This is a genomic window from Maricaulis sp., assembly GCF_048268525.1.
Classification (GTDB): Bacteria; Pseudomonadota; Alphaproteobacteria; order Caulobacterales; family Maricaulaceae; genus Maricaulis.
On record NZ_JBLWVH010000035.1, the window covers coordinates 1 to 15,828 of the forward strand.

The window sequence follows — 15,828 nt, forward strand, 5'->3', positions numbered from 1 at the left end:
CCAACCAGCTTGGGGGCGGTGACCCAGGATGGGAAGAACGTGTCGAGACCAATGAGCTGGGCGGCGGCGACCCCGGTTGGGAAGAGCGTGTCGAAACCAATGAGCTGGGCGGAGGCGACCCCGGTTGGGAAAGCCGCATTCGTCAGTCAGCCGTGCCCGCACAGACGACCGGGCCGGTCACGACCGAGCCGGTCGTGAAACCGCAAGGCCCGCGCAATTAGCCGGCGTTTCGGTCAGGACCAGGTCGGCTAGGGCCTGGCCAGCTAGGACTTGTTCGGCAGGCTCTTGTGGAATTGCAGATAGCCGCGCTCGACCATGCGCCGCATGGCTTCATAGGCTTCCGACAATTCCTCATAGGCCGACCGCAGCAATTGCAGCCGGGCCACTTCCTCCGCCGACATGGGCGAGCGCGAACGCGCTGCCGACATGGCGGCGTCCACCCAGGCGGAACGCGCCTTGGAGGACGACAGGGCGAGGTTCTGGAAATCCTCGATGCCGACATGATGGATGGTCTTGGCAATCACCGCCTGATTGGCAGCAAAAACCGTGTAGTCGATCTGTTCGAGATGGCCGCGCCGCTTCTTCTGTTCGGCAGGGTCCTCGACCAGGTCAGGCTCGAAATGATCGGATACGCGGCGATAGCTCGAAGTCACGATCTTGCCCATGGCGACACCTCCTCAATGGGTATCAAGGGTCAATTATCGCCGATCAGGCCTTAACGGGCGGTTTCACCCCGAACCGGTGCAACCCGGCCCGGAGCGGGCTTGCCTGTCAGGCCGCAAACCAATGTCAGTCGAAAGCGTACAGGAGCGACACGTCGAGACGGACATCGGTCGGATCAAACCCGGCCCGGTCCTCGAACTCATGCTCGATCCGCAAACCGGTCTGGACTGCCCAGTCGCCGAACAGGCGGTTGGTCAGGGTGAAGCGCTGGTCGACCCGCGATCCGCCGCCCACGAATACCGTGGTCTCCGAGCCGAAATTGGCGGTGTCCGAAATCGTGTAGTGGAAGCTCGACCCGGCCTCGCCGACCCAGTCGGTGAGCGTTTCGCCAGTGAGCCCTGCTTCGCGATAGCGCTGGCCCACACCGGCCCGCAGCACCCAGTTCGCTTTCGGCGTCTCGACCGCGTGCCAGATTCCGCCGCCGGTCAGGAAGGCCGATTGGGCGTAGATCCCGATCAGGTCGCGCTCATAGGAGCCGCCGGCATAATAACCGACCCCGCTGTCGAGTTCGCGTGTTGTCCTCAATTCGACCAGCCAGTTGTCCCGGGTGGTGCGGGTGGCGCTTTCAGACAGGAAGTATTCGAACTGGCTGTCGATCCGCCAGCCGTCTTCCAGCTCGCGATCGAGCTCGATGGCAAAGGAGAAATCGGTCAGCTCGGAATTGCCCCGCTCGAGCTGGATGCCGGCACGGACATGGCCGGCCCAGCTGTCGTCAGCGAGTTGGCGGATCGAGCCGGCGAGCCAGCTTCCCGATCCATCCGGCGCTTCACCGAGCACGACCGGTGCACCGCCCAGGTCGCGGTGTTCCCCGGCCGGAGCCGCTGGATGGTCGGCAGCCGCCGCGGCGTCGGGAGCAGCAGCCGGAGCCGGGTCCGGCAATGGCCAGTCTGCGACCGCCCCTCCACGGTTCGGAAGTTCGGCGCGGATATAGGCGTGAACCGCCGCCCGACCGCCCTCGACAAGGACCGACACCATGTCAGCGGTCTCGAGAAAGCGGGCATCATCACTCTGGCGATCTGCCGCTTCTGCCAGCAATGCCCGGTACGCTGCCGGCAATTCGGCACTGGCCACCCCCGGCATCGTCAGAACCAACAACGCTCCACAAACCGGAATTGCCTTCAGCAACATCGACATCGCATGACCCCCTGGTCCCGAATACCGGTGGCTCAGCCACCTCAAATCGGGCCGGACAGTGGATGATCAAGCTTAATAATTGATGGCCTTGCGGAAAACCGGGCCGCGCGACAAGCGCCCGGTCCCTAGTTCGGTTTCACGTCTTCGAGATGGAATGAATACTGGGTCGCGGCGGCCCCCGCACCGCCACCGGTCATGACCAGGTTGGCGGTCGCCCGTCCTTTTTCATCGGCCGGCTGCACGGCTGCCAGGGGCGCTGTCGTCCGTTCCGAACCGGCGGGTTGCGTCTCGACCTGGCGCGGCGCTCCGGCCAGATCGCCCTCACCCTTGCCCGCTTGATCCTGCGACAGATGCCGGACCGTCCGGCGGGAGTCCGAACGGATGTCCAGGACATTCGGGATGGCTGGCAGATAGCCCGAAATGTCGCCCCGGGATTGAGCCACGGCCCCGCCCTGCAGAATGAGTGCGCCGCCGACAGCAAAAATGAGCGTCCGGATCATGTGATCAGTCCCCGATTTTCCAGGCACCCCGTCGGGAGCGCGCTTTCAAGGGTCTGAATATGCGACAGGTTTTAAGATACCGGTGCGCAGGTCGGTAAAATTCGATCAAACGCGACCGGTCAACCGCCGACAGTCGGCGCGCGGCGGGGATGGGTGTGGCGTTCGGCAGTGGCGATCTCGTACAGCCGGATACGCTGATCCGCCTCGCTGATCGACCGGCCATAAATTCGACGTTGCTCACGGCTGGACAGGGAGGTCACCAGATAGCCCCGCGCCTCGAAACAATCCCCCCAGGCATTGACCGCGAGCCGGTCCGCATAGCCGTCGGAGCGATAGCGGTTGAGGTCATTGCGAATGGGGCTGCGACCGGAACTGTCCCGACGGACCGTGTCCGGCAGCTCGGCTTCATAGACCGCCCAGCAGGCATCCAGATCGGCATTGAACGCCGCCTCCGACACCCCGGCCTTGTTCCAGCTCATTGATTGCGGCGTCAGCGGGACGACCCCGACAAGCATTACCGCCGCGACCGCGATTGAAACCAGACCCATGACACCCTCCGGACCATCGACCGCTCTTGCAGCCTATGCGGGCACGACACCCGATCAAACGCGACCGGTCAAGCCAGCCCGGCTCAGTTCGTCAGGCGCCCGCGTCGCAGCCAGTCAAAACACATCGCGTAACCGATCAGGATCAAGATCCATCCGGCCACATTGTACCACTGGGTGCCGAACAGCATGACCATCGAGCCGACCACCACCAGCAGCGCGCCGATGCGGGAGACCGACAGGTAGGACAGGCAGGGCAGCACCACGGCGGTGACGAAGATATAATTGGGCCCGAAAGTGATGAAGGGCGACCACACCGCCGGCGTGGCGATCAGCTGTTGCGCGGTCGCGTTCTCCATATCGCCATTGGGCAGGGCCCAGAACACGAAATCGAGAACACACATGCCGATCAGCGCGGTAATGCCGGCATAGAGGAGCGGAATGGTCAGCCAGTGGATATTGCGCCAGGGCAGACGCCCGGCCAGCGGCAACATCATCACCCCGCCGACCAGCAGCGACCAGTGGGCAAAGTCGATCGGACGCTGTGCCTCGACAAAGTCCTGACCCTGACGCAGCAGGACCTGGCCGATGATATATAGCACCAGCCCGGCCAGCCACAGCGCCCGCTCGCCAAGGCGCGGAAACTCCGCCTGTGCCGATGTCGCCTGGATGATCATGGACCGTTCTCCCCGTCCGCTTGGGCGGCACACTAGCGAGACCGGCATTGCACCGGAAGGTGGCATGAACACCGGTCAGCACGCCGCAACCTGTCCAGCCGCCACGGCCCGCGACCTTGCGACGCTCCGCCGGTGGATTGGCGTGGCTCGCCAATCGATCTATCCAGTGTCTGACCGCCCTTGGAGAGCGCCATGACATACGCAACGGGTCAGGCCTGGAGCCTGAAGAATATCGACGAGCCGGACGCCCGCATCGTCATCGGCCGGATCGAACCGGCCGCCCAGCTCGACGGTCAGACCGTCATCCATTGCACGATCTTCGGCGCCGTGATCGCCGATACCGGCGACGGCAAGGGCCCCGGCCCGCTGACCTTTGGCCACATCCCCTTCACCGAAGCGGCCTTCGCGGCCTCGGTTGATACGCTTCTGGAATCCAAGGCCGCCACCGCCGAGGCTTTCGAGGAAGGCTATTACCAATGGGCCGAAGCGCTGGGCGGCGCCTTCAGCGGCACCGTCGCCGCCACACTCGCCGACGTCATCCAGGGCGCCCGCGACTGATACGGCATGATCAGGCGGGGCAGCGCCTCGCCGGCCTGCAACTGTCACCTTCCTGTCGCCTCCGCGTCGTGGGCGACAGCGCCGCAAGCGGCTAGACACAGGCAACGCAAACGGACCGAAGCGGAACAAGAGCTTGACGCCATGGGACTGAGATCATTGCGCCTCGACAAGGGCTGGTCGCAAGAGCAATTGGCGACCATTTCCGGCCTCAGCCAGCGCACCATCCAGCGGGCCGAGCGGGGCGAGACGCCCAGCCTCGAAACGCTGCGCGCCCTGGCCGCCAGCTTCGACCTCTCCCCGGCCCGATTGCGTGACCTCATCGACCCGCAAACGGAGACCACCGACATGCCTGCCAACGACACGACACCCCTTCCGGCCGCCGAACCCCTTCCGGCCGGCGAAACGGACCCGTCGACCGCGACGCCGCTCCTCTCGCCCGTCTGGAAACGCATCCTGCTGGCCGCCGGCCTTTACCTCGTCGTGATGACTTGGCTGGCCGTAATGCAGGTCTTCGCCGGCTGGGACCCGGAACTGCTCGGCTTTGTCGGACTGGTCGGCGCCGGCGCCATCGCCACTGTCGCCTTCGTCGCGCTGGGCGGCGCGGACGAGACAGCCGACCCGAGCGACGACAAGCCCGGCTGACCGGGCCGGTCTATCCGCGGGTCAGCTCGATGCTGGCCCAGCAGACCGGGGCGCGCCCGCCAAATCCCAGCGAATCCCAGCCATGGGTACAGTCGGACGCGTCAAAGCTCACATCCTCCAGGAAGGGGTCCATCTCGGCGCAGGTGTTTTTCGAGGTTTCCAGCCGGGTCGTCGCATGGCCGTCACTGTCGACCTGGATTTCCCAGCTCATTTCGACATGCGCCGTACAAAAACCCATATCACGGCTGTAATAGCCGTTGCCCGACGCAAACTGGCCGCCATTGCCATCCGGACGCAGCTCGCCATCCGCCGAAAAGCGGATTTCCGCGCCGTCCAGCGTCGTATAGGCCCGCCCGGCCGGCGTCGTCACCTCATCCTGCATGGCCAGGGCCGGTACTCCCGACACCCCGGCAGACATGGCGATCGCCGCGCTCACACCCAAAATCGATTTCATCATGATCCTGTCCCCAATTCCCGATTGATCCGCCTGCGACCCTGACGGGCAAGGCTTAAAATCACGCGTGTATGGTTGGAACAATTTTACCGATCCGCCGGGAAGCGGCTTACGCGCCCAGCCACCTCGCCTTGTCCGGGCGAGGACCGGGTGCGAGCTGGATCACAGGCAGCGCATCATCGGCTGTGCTTACCTCGCCCCGTGAAAAGCCCGCTCACCCAACGCGCCCGCGCCCTGCGACAGGACATGACGCCGCATGAAGTCCGGCTCTGGGCCTGCCTGCGCGCCTGGCGGAGCGAGGGCATCAAATTCCGGCGACAGGTCCCGCTGGGTCGCTACATCGTCGACTTCGCCTGCTTTCGCCCAAGACTCGTCGTCGAACTCGATGGCGGACAGCACACGCTGGACGACCATGCCGCCAGGGACGCCCGGCGCGATGCCTGGTTGCGAAGCGAAGGCTTCATCGTCTTCCGCGCCTGGAACCACGAGGTCGATGACGATATCGACGCCGTCCTCGACGCCATTCGCGCCCTGGTCGATGAAGCGCGATAGGTCCTTCCCCTTGATGGGGAAGGTGGATCAGCGCGAAGCGATGAGACGGATCGGGTGAAACGCGCAGCGTGCCGGCACCAACCTCCCCGCACCCACTCCGTCTGGAATAGGAACCTCAAAGGTCCTTCCCCTTGATGGGGAAGGTGGATCAGCGCGAAGCGATGAGACGGATCGGGTGAAACGCGCAGCGTTCCGGCACCAACCTCCCGCCACCCACTCCGTCTGGCCGCTACGCGCCCAGCCACCTCGCCCATCAAGGGCGAGGACCTCACGCGCCCGGGGCGCAGACCGGACCATAAACCCCTTGCCAGCCAAAGGGCCTCAGGGGATGAGCGGGGTCAAGGGTGGAACCGCGAAGCGGCGGCGGCAAGGCGGCGCTTCAGCGGGTTTGATCGAGGTTGAAACCCGAGGCGGCAAACATTTGCAGCAAACGCCCGACTTCCGTCGCCGCGAGCGTTGTCGACATGTCCGGCGCGAGGTCGCGGATCATTTGCTGGAAGGTGAGAATGCGGATCGGATTGCCACCGAGCGCGGCACGGAAGCCGGGATGGTTCTCCCACGGTTCGGCGGGGCCTCTCAGCTTGGCGATGGCGGTGACGTAGGTGAACTCGCGGCGCCCGGTCTTTTCCTCGACCGCGGCGATGAACGCTTCCGACCATTTCGGCACGGTCAGTTCCCGGAACGCCTTCCACGCCTTTCGCCCGCGCAGGGTCTTGTCGCCCTCAATGGCGGCGATCTCGCTGGCCGGGCTGAAGCCCTGCTGCCAGCTCTTGCAACTGACCGCAACGACCTGCTCCGGGCCGGTCTTGGCCGGATGAAAGCCCAGCACATCAATATCAGAGTGATTGCTGTCCTGATTGGAAACGAAATCGGGATGATCCCGCCGCGGCAGGAATTTCACATTGTGCTGGACGAAATAGCCCTGGTGGATGAGGTATTCCTCAACGACCTGTTCGAGAATGTCTTCCTTGGTCGCCATCAAGTCCCCACCTTGTCAGCCGACGCGCCCACAGCGCGGACAGAGCCATAAAACCCTTGCCAGCAAGGGGCCGTATTGAAGTCCCGCGGTCAAGGGTGACAACCGCAAAGCGGCGGCTCCGCCGCCCTTGACCGCGCGACTTCAATACGGCGGGGTCGAGGTGTGGGGTTTTGGTGGGGGACGGGGTGAAGGGTTGCACGTCAAACCTTGGTGCGTACCCCTTCTTGTTATTCAAGGATCAAAAATTGTTCTTGCTTTGTTCTATTTCTGATGTAGAGTTCTTGCAAAGAGGACTAAAGCGTGATGACCATCCCCTAACAACCCTAGGGAGGCCAAAATGCGGACAATCGAAGTACAAGCATTAAACGTGAGGATTTTTCCTCACCCGGAAGACTCGTATAAATATCTGCTCCAGAGAATTTACAACACAAGAACACCTATAAAAGTATATGGAAACACTTTTATTGCAATCACCTCATTAAATCAAAATGACGACAGCTTTGCTCGCGGAATGATATCAAGATTTACAAATATTGAATCTGATAATTGGTTTGATGCTCTTCAATTTGAAGAATCAGAAGACGGACCTACAATTCCTGCGCATTTGTTCGCCAATCACAAGTCATTCCGCTTTGTGTTTGATTATGAATTACATCTATTCGTATTTGAATCGTACGATGGCAGCGATCGCCTTAGCTGGAGATTTGTCGATAAGTACTTACGAACAATGTCAGAAAATGGTGCCGTAATCCGTGGAAGCGATCACGTGGAAGTCGACCTCGTCAAAGATCAACACAGTATCGATGAGCTGTTCTCGTTCGAGCGCTTGAGCACAGTAAACATCACGATCAACAAGCCCAACCCTGATCTAGCGCACCCAGATAGACGGGAAAGATTTCGCGACCGAATGGAACACATTCAAGCGAGGCAACTAAAATTCAACTACGCCGCCCCAGCCAGCTCGTCCATTCAGCCAGATGATGAGTTGATCGAAGAAGCGGAAGTAGCTCGCACAGATGGTAAAATTGTCACAAGCGGATACGGACCAGATGGAGTGAAAAGAGAAAAGTCCTCCGCCGATTTTCCGATGTCAGAACGCAGCAGGTATGACGCCAAACAAATTGCCCCGGAACAGGCCTTCCTGAGACAGGCCGGCGAATTCCTAGCCAAAGTTCGCGCGCACATTCAAAATGCTACCGATGGGTGAATTTCTAAGAATATTTGGCTCCTATTGGAAGAACTACGGCGGATGGGGAGCCCTTCTGGGCTCTCCGTTCCTGTGGCTTGCTACCGTTGCAGGCATACTGGTGACATACAGGTTTTTGGACGGCTCCTGGGCAGAGTTAGCGCTACAGACAGTGCCCGCAGTTCTAGGCTTCACGCTTGGCGGCTACGCAATTTTGGTTAGCTTTGCAGCGTCCGATTTCCGGCATGCAATCGCGGGAAAAGAAGCTGACGAAGAAACCAGTCCCCTCATGGACATCAGCGCAGCATTCTACCATTTCTTTGCAGTTCAAACACTTGCCTTTGTATATGCATTTATATCACCGGTGTTTTATGATTTCAATATCTTAACTGACGCTCTCCAATTTGAATACAACTCAATAGTAATTCTATTCTCGGAAATAGGCACATTCATTTTTACGTTTATTGGATGCGTGTTGATTATATATACTGTATTGATGATCCTTGCGACCGCTATGAGAATTTACTCCCTACTGGAAGACTACGACGACGCTTTAACTTCTGCGAATAACAATAATGAAACCGACGAATAAGCTGGGAAATTCGATACATCCGAATGGCCCCGGATAGGACACGTACCGGAGGTACATGTCCCTCTTCCCCCTAATCAATCCCCTCCCTCGTCTTTCCATCCTCACTCAGATAAATCTCCCCGCCCAACGCCTTGAACTCCTCGGCCTTGGCCTGCATGCCCTCTTCGGCCTCCACCGCGTTCGGCGCCCGCGCTGAGGGACATGGACCTCTGGTACGTGTCCCGGGAAGATGCCTCGATACTGGAAGGGACAAGAAAACAGCTTCTGGATGGGACACGTACCAAAGGTACATGTCCCTCTTCAGCCTAGTCTATTGGTTCGCGGACCTTGCCGTCGTCCGAGAGATAAATCTCCGAGCCCTTCTCGCGGAACTCTGCTGCCTTCTCCGCCATCCCGGCATCCACCTCGTTCGGCGCCCGCGCACTCCCAAACCGGTCCCGGATCTCGCGCGTAATCTCCATCGAGCAGAATTTCGGCCCGCACATGGAGCAAAAGTGCGCCACCTTGTGGGCTTCCTTGGGGAGGGTCTTGTCGTGGAAATCACGGGCGGTTTCCGGGTCGAGGGCGAGGTTGAACTGGTCTTCCCAGCGGAATTCGAACCTCGCGCGGGAGAGCGCATCATCCCTGATTTTTGCGGCGGGGTGGCCCTTCGCGAGGTCACCCGCATGCGCAGCGATCTTGTAGGTAATCACGCCGACCTTGACGTCATCGCGGTCGGGCAGGCCGAGATGTTCCTTCGGCGTGACATAGCAGAGCATGGCGCAGCCGAACCAGCCGATCATGGCGGCGCCGATGCCGCTGGTGATGTGGTCATAGCCGGGCGCGATATCGGTGGTGAGGGGCCCGAGCGTATAGAAGGGCGCCTCGTGGCACTCCTTCAATTGCTTGTCCATATTGGCCTTGATCTTGTGCATGGCGACATGGCCCGGCCCCTCGATCATGACCTGGCAGCCCTTGGCCCAGGCGATCTTGGTGAGCTCGCCCAGCGTTTCCAGCTCGGCAAATTGGGCGCGGTCATTGGCGTCGGCGATGGAGCCGGGGCGCAATCCGTCGCCCAGCGAGAAGGAGACATCATAGGCCCGCATGATGTCGCAGATCTCCTCGAAATGGGTGTAGAGGAAGCTCTCTTCGTGATGGGCCAGGCACCATTTGGCCATGATCGAGCCGCCGCGCGAGACGATGCCGGTGACCCGATCGGCGGTGAGCGGCACATAGGCCAGGCGCACGCCGGCATGGATGGTGAAATAGTCGACGCCCTGCTCGGCCTGCTCGATCAGCGTGTCGCGGAAGACCTCCCAGGTCAGGTCCTCGGCAATGCCATTGACCTTTTCCAGCGCCTGGTAGATCGGCACGGTGCCGATCGGGACGGGGGAGTTGCGCAGGATCCATTCGCGGGTGTTGTGGATATTCTTGCCGGTCGAGAGGTCCATCACCGTGTCGCCGCCCCAGCGGATCGACCAGACCATCTTGTCGACCTCTTCCTCGACCGAGGAGGCCACCGCGCTATTGCCGATATTGGCGTTGATCTTGGTCAGGAAATTGCGGCCGATGATCATCGGCTCGAGCTCGGGATGGTTGATATTGGCCGGGATGATGGCGCGGCCGCGGGCGATCTCGTCGCGGACAAATTCCGGCGTGCCATGTTCCGGAATCTCGGCGCCAAAGCTCTCGCCGTCGGCAATGCGTTCGGCCGCGCCTTCGACAGCCTGTTTGCGACCGAGGTTTTCGCGCTCGGCGACATAGACCATTTCCGGCGTGATGATGCCGGCGCGGGCGAATTCGTATTGTGTCAGCGGCGCCGGAGCCTGGCTGTCCCAGCTGGTGTCCTCATCCATGCTGCAGGGTGAGGACGCACTGGTCACGACGTCCTCGGCGCTGCGGCGGCGCAGCGGCTTGTGCGTGGTGGGGAATGGCCGGGCGAGATATTTGCCCGTGGCACCGCCATTATCGAGCGGCGAGAGCGGCCGGCCCTCATATTCGGTCAGATCGCGATCCTTGTACCAGGCCAGGCGATGGCGCGGCAGGCCGGTCTCGACATCAATCTTCGCCGCCGGATCCGAGTAAGGACCCGACGTATCATAGACCCGCACCGGCGGCTCATTGGCGGTGGGATGCAAGTCGATCTCGCGATGCGGAACCTTCAGCGCCGGCCCCGCCTTGGGCGAGGTATAGACCCGACGCGACCCCGGCAGCGGCCCGGTGGTGACTTTCGGCGTTTCAAATTCGGACTGGTGTGTGGGCTTGTTCATGAGGGGGCTCCGGTCAGTCGTGACTGTGGGTCGGGATGGGGCGGGTTTCACCGGCCTCGGTGAAGAAGTCGTCATCGCTCTGCGCGATCCAGGCCGGGTGGTTATTGCCCAGATGGATGCCGGTGACATGATCGGCATTGAGGCGGGCGCGGGTAAGGTCGCCACCCCACTCGCCAATCAGCCAGTAGGGCGGAAAGGCATGTTGGCTGCGGCGGGCGTCGAAATGGTCGCTGTGGGTGTCGTAAGGCGCGGTATCGGTGGTCGCATCGCCCATGTGCATGACGGTCGCCTCGCCATTGAGCGTGACGCGGTGGGCCATGTTCTGGATGCCCGCCCGCCCCGCTCCGCCGGCATGGGGGATGTGCACGGTCTCGACGCGGATGGCGTCTTCGACACCGTCGGCAGCCAGGACGAGTTCCTGCGGGCTGGCGATGAAGGGCAGCGCGTGGATGCGCGCCTCGAAGGCGTCGTCCCAGCCGTCCGCCGCCTGCATGTCGAGCCGGGCCTGCCACGGGCCGACCAGGATCACGTCCGGGTGGGCGGCAAGATAGGCATTGACGGCTTCAGCGTCGAAATGATCGCCATGGACATGGCTGACAAAGACCGCATCGACCCCGTCAAAGGGCGGCGTCCCGGCCATGATCGCGGCGCGCACTTCCGGCGACACCAGCGGATAGCCGTAGGAGACGCTGAACAGCGGATCAAACAGGATGCGCGTCTCGCCGGCGGTGACCAGGATGGCTTCATTGGCGAGGAAGTGCGCGGTGGCGGGATCGTCCTCGGACGGATGGGCCAGCGCTGCGGGGGCTGTCGCGAGGGCCGGAACGAGGGCAAGAGCAAGAGTGGAAGCGGCGATGGCGGGTCTGATGGCGATCGGCATGGCAATGTCGTCCTCGCGGCAGGGCGGTCAGACGGAATCGATCACGGATTCGAGGCCTTGCAGGCAACAAGGGCTGGCTCCATCCCGACGCCGGCATGACCCGGATCCGGTCCTAAGGGTGAAGTCTCAGCCCCGCGCGACTTGCGAGGCACCCCTTGGAACGTGTGGCCTCACAATGGAACCGGCCGGAGCACGACGCAAGGGCGAGCATACAGCGCTGGCCCGGCAACGGCCGCGTGACCGGTCAGGCGCCGTGAACGCGCCCACAGGCACGCCCTACGCGTGCTTGGTTTCAGATTTCTGCTGAAGATTGACACGCTTACGCATCGCCAGCATATCTCTTGGAGGCACAAAACAGTGGCGTATCGAGGGTGGAATATGAGAATTGCGATCTTGTGCATGTTCGCTTTGGTGGCGGCAACCACCCCGGCATTTGGAATCGACGAGCAGGTTGAAACCGGGCCGACACCCGGCTGGTTGGAGCCGACCGACCTTGCTCCCGTACCCGACAACGCCGCCGGGCTCCTCTTTGTCAGGCGCAGCGACATCGCCTTGCACATCGATGATGACGGCCTGGAGCAGTACACCGGCTACCGGATAAAAATACTGCATCCCAACGCCCTGCAGCTCGGAAATGTCACAATCTCCTGGAGTCCTGACGCCGGCTCACCAATCTTGCATGCCCTGAAAGTGCATCGGGGTGATCAGGTGATCGACTTGACCGATGCAAGCGAGTTCGAAGTGCTTCGCCGCGAGGAAAATCTGGAAGCCGCGCACCTGGACGGAATGCTGACGGCGGTCATGCGTGTGCGTGACCTTCGTGTCGGCGACGAGCTGGAATTTGCGGTGACCACGCTTGGGCACAACCCGGTCCCCTCAGCCCGCGATTCTGGCATTCTCTTCCTCACACCGGAGCCGATGCCCGGTCGCCATTTCTTCTCCCTCAGCTGGACTGACGGAAATGAGCCCGCAATTCGGATGACGCCGGAATTCGAAGCGGCTCACCGACGCCGCCGCAATGCGGTCACGGCCCAGTTCGATAATCCGGAGCCCCTTGCTGTGATCCAGGATGCGCCGCTGCGCTATAATTGGGGCCGCTACCTTGAGTACACCGATTATCCGGACTGGAGCTCGATTTCGAGCACATTCGCCCCGATTTACGACGCTGCGTCCGAGCTCAGCGCTTCCTCGCCGCTCAGGCAGGAAGCCGCCCGCATCGCTGCCGAGCACTCCGACGAGATGGGTCGCGCGCGCGCGGCGCTGGAGCTGGTTCAGCAACAGGTGCGCTATATTTATGTCGGTCTTGATGGTGGCAATCTTCTACCGGCCAGCGCCGATGATACCTGGGATAACCGCTATGGAGACTGCAAGGGCAAGACAACGCTTTTGCTGGCGCTGCTCTCGGAGCTGGGAATCGAAGCCGAAGCGATACTGGTGAACAATTCAGGCCTCGATGACGGGCTGAACGAGCACCTGCCGAATCCGGCACTGTTCGATCATGTGCTGGTGCGGGCGCAGATTGATGGTCAGTCGTATTGGCTGGACGGGACACTGCCCGCGGTGGCGAGGCCTTCCCTGGAACCGGTCCTCCCCTATGAATGGGTCCTCCCCTTGACCGTCGAGGGCAGCGAGTTGGAAAACCTGCCCTGGCGTCGGGCTTCAACGCCGAACGAAATCACGCTTTACGAAATCGACGCGCGGGACGGGTTCGATGAGCCCGCACAAGTCACCCAAACCACGATTACTCGTGGTGTCGGGGCACTCGCCGCGCAAATGCAATTGTCTGCCGTAACCCCGGACCAGCTTGTGCGCGCTTACCAGCAACACGCGACCGGAAACCCCTGGCAGACAATCGACGAGGTCGAATGGCGCTTTGATGTCGAGGCCCAGGCGAGCATTCTGACCTTGGTGGGGACCCAAAATATCGATTGGGAAACCTACAATTCGCATGGACGGCGAATGTCATTGCCCGGGGGTGGTTTCAGGCCGCCTTCGCGGCGGGCAAGACCCAGTGGACAGGGTGAAGACATACCCTTCTACAATGAACCTGATTTCAATTGCTATGTCACAACGGTACGGCTGCCCAGGGCGACCAGCGCCGATGATTGGTCGTACAATTCCACTTTTGACACCCAGATTTTTGGCAAGAATTACTACCGAGCTTTTGAAGCACGCGACGGGTCCATTCGGATGATCCGGGGTTCGCGCATCGACCAGAACGAGATTTCCGCCAACACCGTGCAGGCCGACAACGCTCGGATACCGGACTTCGACAACTCAATGGCCTGGATCTACTACGACCCGACTGGCAGGCGCCGACTGTCCAGCTCCGGAGACACCGTTCCTGCTACCGATGAAATCGACTGGACCGCGCAGAATGTGCCCTGCTTGGCGCCGGAGGCCATTGATTGAACCGGGCCTGGAGGCTCCAATCCGAAGCCGGCATGATCTGGATCCGGTCCTGAGGGTCAACTCTCAGCCCGGCACAGCCGGCCTCCCGTCGGAACTCTTCGCCCGAATGGCCGCGCCGGTCCCGTTCTGAAAGCCGGGTCAAGGCGTCAAAAACCCCAGCTCGCGTTGCACCTTCTTGGTCAGCCCGGCGGCGACGATGCGGTGGCTTTCGGCGAGATAGTCTTTCAGCGCGTCGTCATCGAGGGTTCGGTCGTCATAGCGTTGCAGCCACATCATGCCGCGCGAGGCGAGATAGGGGGCGGGGCGAACGCCCGGCTCGTCCTTGTACATCTCGAAGGTCATGGCCGAGCACTTGAAACTGGCGGCGAATGTGTCGCTGTCCTTGTTCCAGCCGCCGACGGCGAAGACCTTGCCGCCGACCTTCCACACCGCGGCCCCGCCCCATTGCACCACATGCGTGGTGTGAGGCAGCGATCCGCAATGTGCATTGAAAGTTTCGGTGTCCATTCCCCGCTCCATCCCGACGCCGGCATGACCCGGATCCGGTCCTGAGGGTGATGTCTCAGCCCGACGCAAACCCGCGCAAGGCACCCCTTGGAACGCCTGCACTCAGGGTGGACTTGGGCGGCTGAATTGGCAAGCGGGCGTTCGGCTCCGACCGCTGTTCAGAGCCGGTTCAGACACAGGCTGACACAGTCCCCGAGCTTCTCCCCGACCTGTCCCCGCAAAGACCGACGCCATGATCCCCCTCGCCCTTTTCATGCTGAACCTGATGACGCCGGACGGCGACGGAGCGGCGATTGAGGGACCCCGCTCAGGCCGGTATGCGGAGGTCGCCGAAGATGGGCGTTCGACCTGTCTTGACGGAAGCGTCAACCAGATCCGCTTGCTCATCGCCCCGAACGGCGAGCCGCCGCATCTCCGCTCGTCGAATGTGGGCGAAATCGACTTCCGGATAGAAGGCAAGAGCGACAGCTTTGGCTTGAGCGTCACGCCCGACCGCTGGCAGTTTGGCGGCGGCCGCCAACATACGGTCGGGGTCGAGATTGACGGGGTAACCAACGGCTTCCTGATCGGGCAACTGACGCTGGAGCTGGCACCCGCCACGCCGCCGTCGGCCGATCCGGACGCGAGCGAGGTCCTGTCGCTGGTCTCGGCCCGGTACAACCCGGTTCGGCGCGGCTCCGGGGGCGCCATACAAGTGTTCGTCGAAAATGGCGCCACACCGGACGGGCGACCGCTCCGCCCCTTCCTGCGCTGCGGCGACTAGCCGGGATAGCCGAGCCAGATCAGGCCGCCCCCGGCCAGGACAATCACCACCCCCCAAACCCGCAACATGGCGCGATTGGCGAGCAGGCTGTCATAGAAGCCGAACAGGGCTGGCGGCGCGGCGAACAGGAAAATGCCCTTGATCAGGCTGACCCAGCCGATAATCGTCACGATCATGGCCGGCCCGCCTCCGGACCCGTCCCGGGTTGCCAGGATCAACACACCGACCGCGAAAGCCAGGATGGCGCTGAGCCAGCGGCCCAGTACACTTTCCCGCATCTCGGTCGCCAGCCCGGCGAGCTTGTCGACCTGGGCGAACACGCCAAGCCCGGCGACCAGAAAATAGAGCCCCAGTACACGAAGCCAGAAATCGGTCATGGATGCCGTATCGAACATGGTCAGTCCTTCCTTGCGTGAGACCGCCAGTATCGGCATCCCCGTGGCCGCAGGCAATGAGACCCTTGGCCACGGGACCG

The 15,828-nt window shown here is 61.9% G+C and carries 19 protein-coding genes and 2 riboswitches; of the genes, 8 read left to right on the forward strand and 11 right to left on the reverse strand.

Going from position 1 to position 15,828, the window contains the following annotated elements:
* Positions 1–221, forward strand: a 221-nt coding sequence (locus ACN0X9_RS14285) for a hypothetical protein (RefSeq protein ID WP_417488242.1), incomplete at its 5' end; no start/stop codon positions are given.
* 42 nt (positions 222–263) lie between these two features.
* On the opposite strand, the gene ACN0X9_RS14290 is transcribed toward ACN0X9_RS14285, so the two are convergent.
* From ACN0X9_RS14290 to ACN0X9_RS14310, 5 genes are all read right to left on the reverse strand, one after another.
* Entirely contained in the window at positions 264–665 is a 402-nt protein-coding gene (locus ACN0X9_RS14290; RefSeq protein ID WP_417488243.1) for a hypothetical protein, read from the reverse strand.
* A 124-nt stretch (positions 666–789) separates the two neighbouring features.
* The gene (locus ACN0X9_RS14295; RefSeq protein WP_417488244.1) at positions 790–1,857 is read right to left on the reverse strand and encodes a DUF481 domain-containing protein; all 1,068 of its coding nucleotides are present in this window, start codon (positions 1,855–1,857) and stop codon (positions 790–792) included.
* 125 nt (positions 1,858–1,982) lie between these two features.
* Positions 1,983–2,357, reverse strand: coding sequence for a hypothetical protein (locus ACN0X9_RS14300; protein ID WP_417488245.1), 375 nt, complete (start codon positions 2,355–2,357; stop codon positions 1,983–1,985).
* 119 nt (positions 2,358–2,476) lie between these two features.
* Positions 2,477–2,905: a hypothetical protein gene (locus ACN0X9_RS14305; protein ID WP_417488246.1), complete on the reverse strand. Its 429-nt coding sequence runs from the start codon at positions 2,903–2,905 to the stop codon at positions 2,477–2,479.
* A gap of 83 nt (positions 2,906–2,988) precedes the next feature.
* On the reverse strand, positions 2,989–3,579 hold the full coding sequence (locus tag ACN0X9_RS14310) for a hypothetical protein (RefSeq protein ID WP_417488247.1): 591 nt from the start codon (positions 3,577–3,579) through the stop codon (positions 2,989–2,991).
* Between the two features lie 192 nt (positions 3,580–3,771).
* Between ACN0X9_RS14310 and ACN0X9_RS14315 the strand changes: the two genes are divergently transcribed.
* Entirely contained in the window at positions 3,772–4,137 is a 366-nt protein-coding gene (locus tag ACN0X9_RS14315) for a hypothetical protein (RefSeq protein ID WP_417488248.1), read from the forward strand.
* 141 nt (positions 4,138–4,278) lie between these two features.
* The gene (locus ACN0X9_RS14320; protein ID WP_417488249.1) at positions 4,279–4,779 is read left to right on the forward strand and encodes a helix-turn-helix domain-containing protein; all 501 of its coding nucleotides are present in this window, start codon (positions 4,279–4,281) and stop codon (positions 4,777–4,779) included.
* A 10-nt stretch (positions 4,780–4,789) separates the two neighbouring features.
* Here the strand turns inward: ACN0X9_RS14320 and ACN0X9_RS14325 are convergent, their stop codons facing one another.
* Positions 4,790–5,236: a hypothetical protein gene (locus ACN0X9_RS14325; protein ID WP_417488250.1), complete on the reverse strand. Its 447-nt coding sequence runs from the start codon at positions 5,234–5,236 to the stop codon at positions 4,790–4,792.
* A gap of 198 nt (positions 5,237–5,434) precedes the next feature.
* Here ACN0X9_RS14325 and ACN0X9_RS14330 point away from each other — a divergent pair, with 198 nt between their 5' ends.
* Complete coding sequence (locus ACN0X9_RS14330) at positions 5,435–5,785, forward strand: endonuclease domain-containing protein (RefSeq protein ID WP_417488251.1); 351 nt, start codon at positions 5,435–5,437, stop codon at positions 5,783–5,785.
* A 379-nt stretch (positions 5,786–6,164) separates the two neighbouring features.
* Here the strand turns inward: ACN0X9_RS14330 and ACN0X9_RS14335 are convergent, their stop codons facing one another.
* Complete coding sequence (locus ACN0X9_RS14335) at positions 6,165–6,764, reverse strand: hypothetical protein (RefSeq protein WP_417488252.1); 600 nt, start codon at positions 6,762–6,764, stop codon at positions 6,165–6,167.
* Between the two features lie 337 nt (positions 6,765–7,101).
* Between ACN0X9_RS14335 and ACN0X9_RS14340 the strand changes: the two genes are divergently transcribed.
* Positions 7,102–7,971, forward strand: a complete 870-nt coding sequence (locus ACN0X9_RS14340) for a DUF4747 family protein (RefSeq protein WP_417488253.1) — start codon at positions 7,102–7,104, stop codon at positions 7,969–7,971.
* Positions 7,964–8,542 carry a hypothetical protein gene (locus ACN0X9_RS14345; protein ID WP_417488254.1) on the forward strand — a complete coding sequence of 193 codons (579 nt, stop codon included), beginning with the start codon at positions 7,964–7,966 and terminating at the stop codon, positions 8,540–8,542. The genes ACN0X9_RS14340 and ACN0X9_RS14345 overlap by 8 nt, the downstream gene beginning before the upstream one ends.
* A gap of 305 nt (positions 8,543–8,847) precedes the next feature.
* On the opposite strand, the gene thiC is transcribed toward ACN0X9_RS14345, so the two are convergent.
* Both thiC and ACN0X9_RS14355 read right to left on the reverse strand, forming a co-directional pair.
* Positions 8,848–10,791, reverse strand: a complete 1,944-nt coding sequence (gene thiC / locus ACN0X9_RS14350; protein ID WP_417488255.1) for a phosphomethylpyrimidine synthase ThiC — start codon at positions 10,789–10,791, stop codon at positions 8,848–8,850.
* A gap of 13 nt (positions 10,792–10,804) precedes the next feature.
* Positions 10,805–11,671, reverse strand: a complete 867-nt coding sequence (locus ACN0X9_RS14355; RefSeq protein WP_417488256.1) for an MBL fold metallo-hydrolase — start codon at positions 11,669–11,671, stop codon at positions 10,805–10,807.
* Between the two features lie 65 nt (positions 11,672–11,736).
* Positions 11,737–11,837, reverse strand: a riboswitch (TPP riboswitch).
* A gap of 233 nt (positions 11,838–12,070) precedes the next feature.
* Between ACN0X9_RS14355 and ACN0X9_RS14360 the strand changes: the two genes are divergently transcribed.
* The gene (locus tag ACN0X9_RS14360) at positions 12,071–14,083 is read left to right on the forward strand and encodes a DUF3857 domain-containing protein (protein ID WP_417488257.1); all 2,013 of its coding nucleotides are present in this window, start codon (positions 12,071–12,073) and stop codon (positions 14,081–14,083) included.
* A gap of 138 nt (positions 14,084–14,221) precedes the next feature.
* Here ACN0X9_RS14360 and ACN0X9_RS14365 read toward each other — a convergent pair whose 3' ends face one another.
* Entirely contained in the window at positions 14,222–14,590 is a 369-nt protein-coding gene (locus tag ACN0X9_RS14365; RefSeq protein WP_417488258.1) for an MmcQ/YjbR family DNA-binding protein, read from the reverse strand.
* Positions 14,585–14,688, reverse strand: a riboswitch (TPP riboswitch). Its footprint overlaps the gene before it by 6 nt.
* Before the next feature lie 134 nt (positions 14,689–14,822).
* Here ACN0X9_RS14365 and ACN0X9_RS14370 point away from each other — a divergent pair.
* A complete protein-coding gene (locus tag ACN0X9_RS14370; protein ID WP_417488259.1) occupies positions 14,823–15,353 on the forward strand; it encodes a hypothetical protein in 531 nt (176 codons plus the stop codon).
* Here the strand turns inward: ACN0X9_RS14370 and ACN0X9_RS14375 are convergent.
* On the reverse strand, positions 15,350–15,787 hold the full coding sequence (locus tag ACN0X9_RS14375; RefSeq protein WP_417488260.1) for a hypothetical protein: 438 nt from the start codon (positions 15,785–15,787) through the stop codon (positions 15,350–15,352). The genes ACN0X9_RS14370 and ACN0X9_RS14375 overlap by 4 nt on opposite strands.
* Positions 15,788–15,828 lie beyond the last annotated feature (41 nt).

Coding starts and splice junctions, on each gene's coding strand:
- ACN0X9_RS14355 (WP_417488256.1), bottom strand. CDS start 11,671: ATGCCGATCGCCATCAGACCCGCCATCGCCGCTTCCACTCTTGCTCTT.
- ACN0X9_RS14295 (WP_417488244.1), bottom strand. CDS start 1,857: ATGTCGATGTTGCTGAAGGCAATTCCGGTTTGTGGAGCGTTGTTGGTT.
- ACN0X9_RS14360 (WP_417488257.1), top strand. CDS start 12,071: ATGTTCGCTTTGGTGGCGGCAACCACCCCGGCATTTGGAATCGACGAG.
- ACN0X9_RS14320 (WP_417488249.1), top strand. CDS start 4,279: ATGGGACTGAGATCATTGCGCCTCGACAAGGGCTGGTCGCAAGAGCAA.
- ACN0X9_RS14335 (WP_417488252.1), bottom strand. CDS start 6,764: ATGGCGACCAAGGAAGACATTCTCGAACAGGTCGTTGAGGAATACCTC.
- ACN0X9_RS14325 (WP_417488250.1), bottom strand. CDS start 5,236: ATGATGAAATCGATTTTGGGTGTGAGCGCGGCGATCGCCATGTCTGCC.
- ACN0X9_RS14375 (WP_417488260.1), bottom strand. CDS start 15,787: ATGCCGATACTGGCGGTCTCACGCAAGGAAGGACTGACCATGTTCGAT.
- ACN0X9_RS14315 (WP_417488248.1), top strand. CDS start 3,772: ATGACATACGCAACGGGTCAGGCCTGGAGCCTGAAGAATATCGACGAG.
- ACN0X9_RS14340 (WP_417488253.1), top strand. CDS start 7,102: ATGCGGACAATCGAAGTACAAGCATTAAACGTGAGGATTTTTCCTCAC.
- ACN0X9_RS14345 (WP_417488254.1), top strand. CDS start 7,964: ATGGGTGAATTTCTAAGAATATTTGGCTCCTATTGGAAGAACTACGGC.
- ACN0X9_RS14300 (WP_417488245.1), bottom strand. CDS start 2,357: ATGATCCGGACGCTCATTTTTGCTGTCGGCGGCGCACTCATTCTGCAG.
- ACN0X9_RS14310 (WP_417488247.1), bottom strand. CDS start 3,579: ATGATCATCCAGGCGACATCGGCACAGGCGGAGTTTCCGCGCCTTGGC.
- ACN0X9_RS14290 (WP_417488243.1), bottom strand. CDS start 665: ATGGGCAAGATCGTGACTTCGAGCTATCGCCGCGTATCCGATCATTTC.
- ACN0X9_RS14370 (WP_417488259.1), top strand. CDS start 14,823: ATGATCCCCCTCGCCCTTTTCATGCTGAACCTGATGACGCCGGACGGC.
- ACN0X9_RS14365 (WP_417488258.1), bottom strand. CDS start 14,590: ATGGACACCGAAACTTTCAATGCACATTGCGGATCGCTGCCTCACACC.
- thiC (WP_417488255.1), bottom strand. CDS start 10,791: ATGAACAAGCCCACACACCAGTCCGAATTTGAAACGCCGAAAGTCACC.
- ACN0X9_RS14305 (WP_417488246.1), bottom strand. CDS start 2,905: ATGGGTCTGGTTTCAATCGCGGTCGCGGCGGTAATGCTTGTCGGGGTC.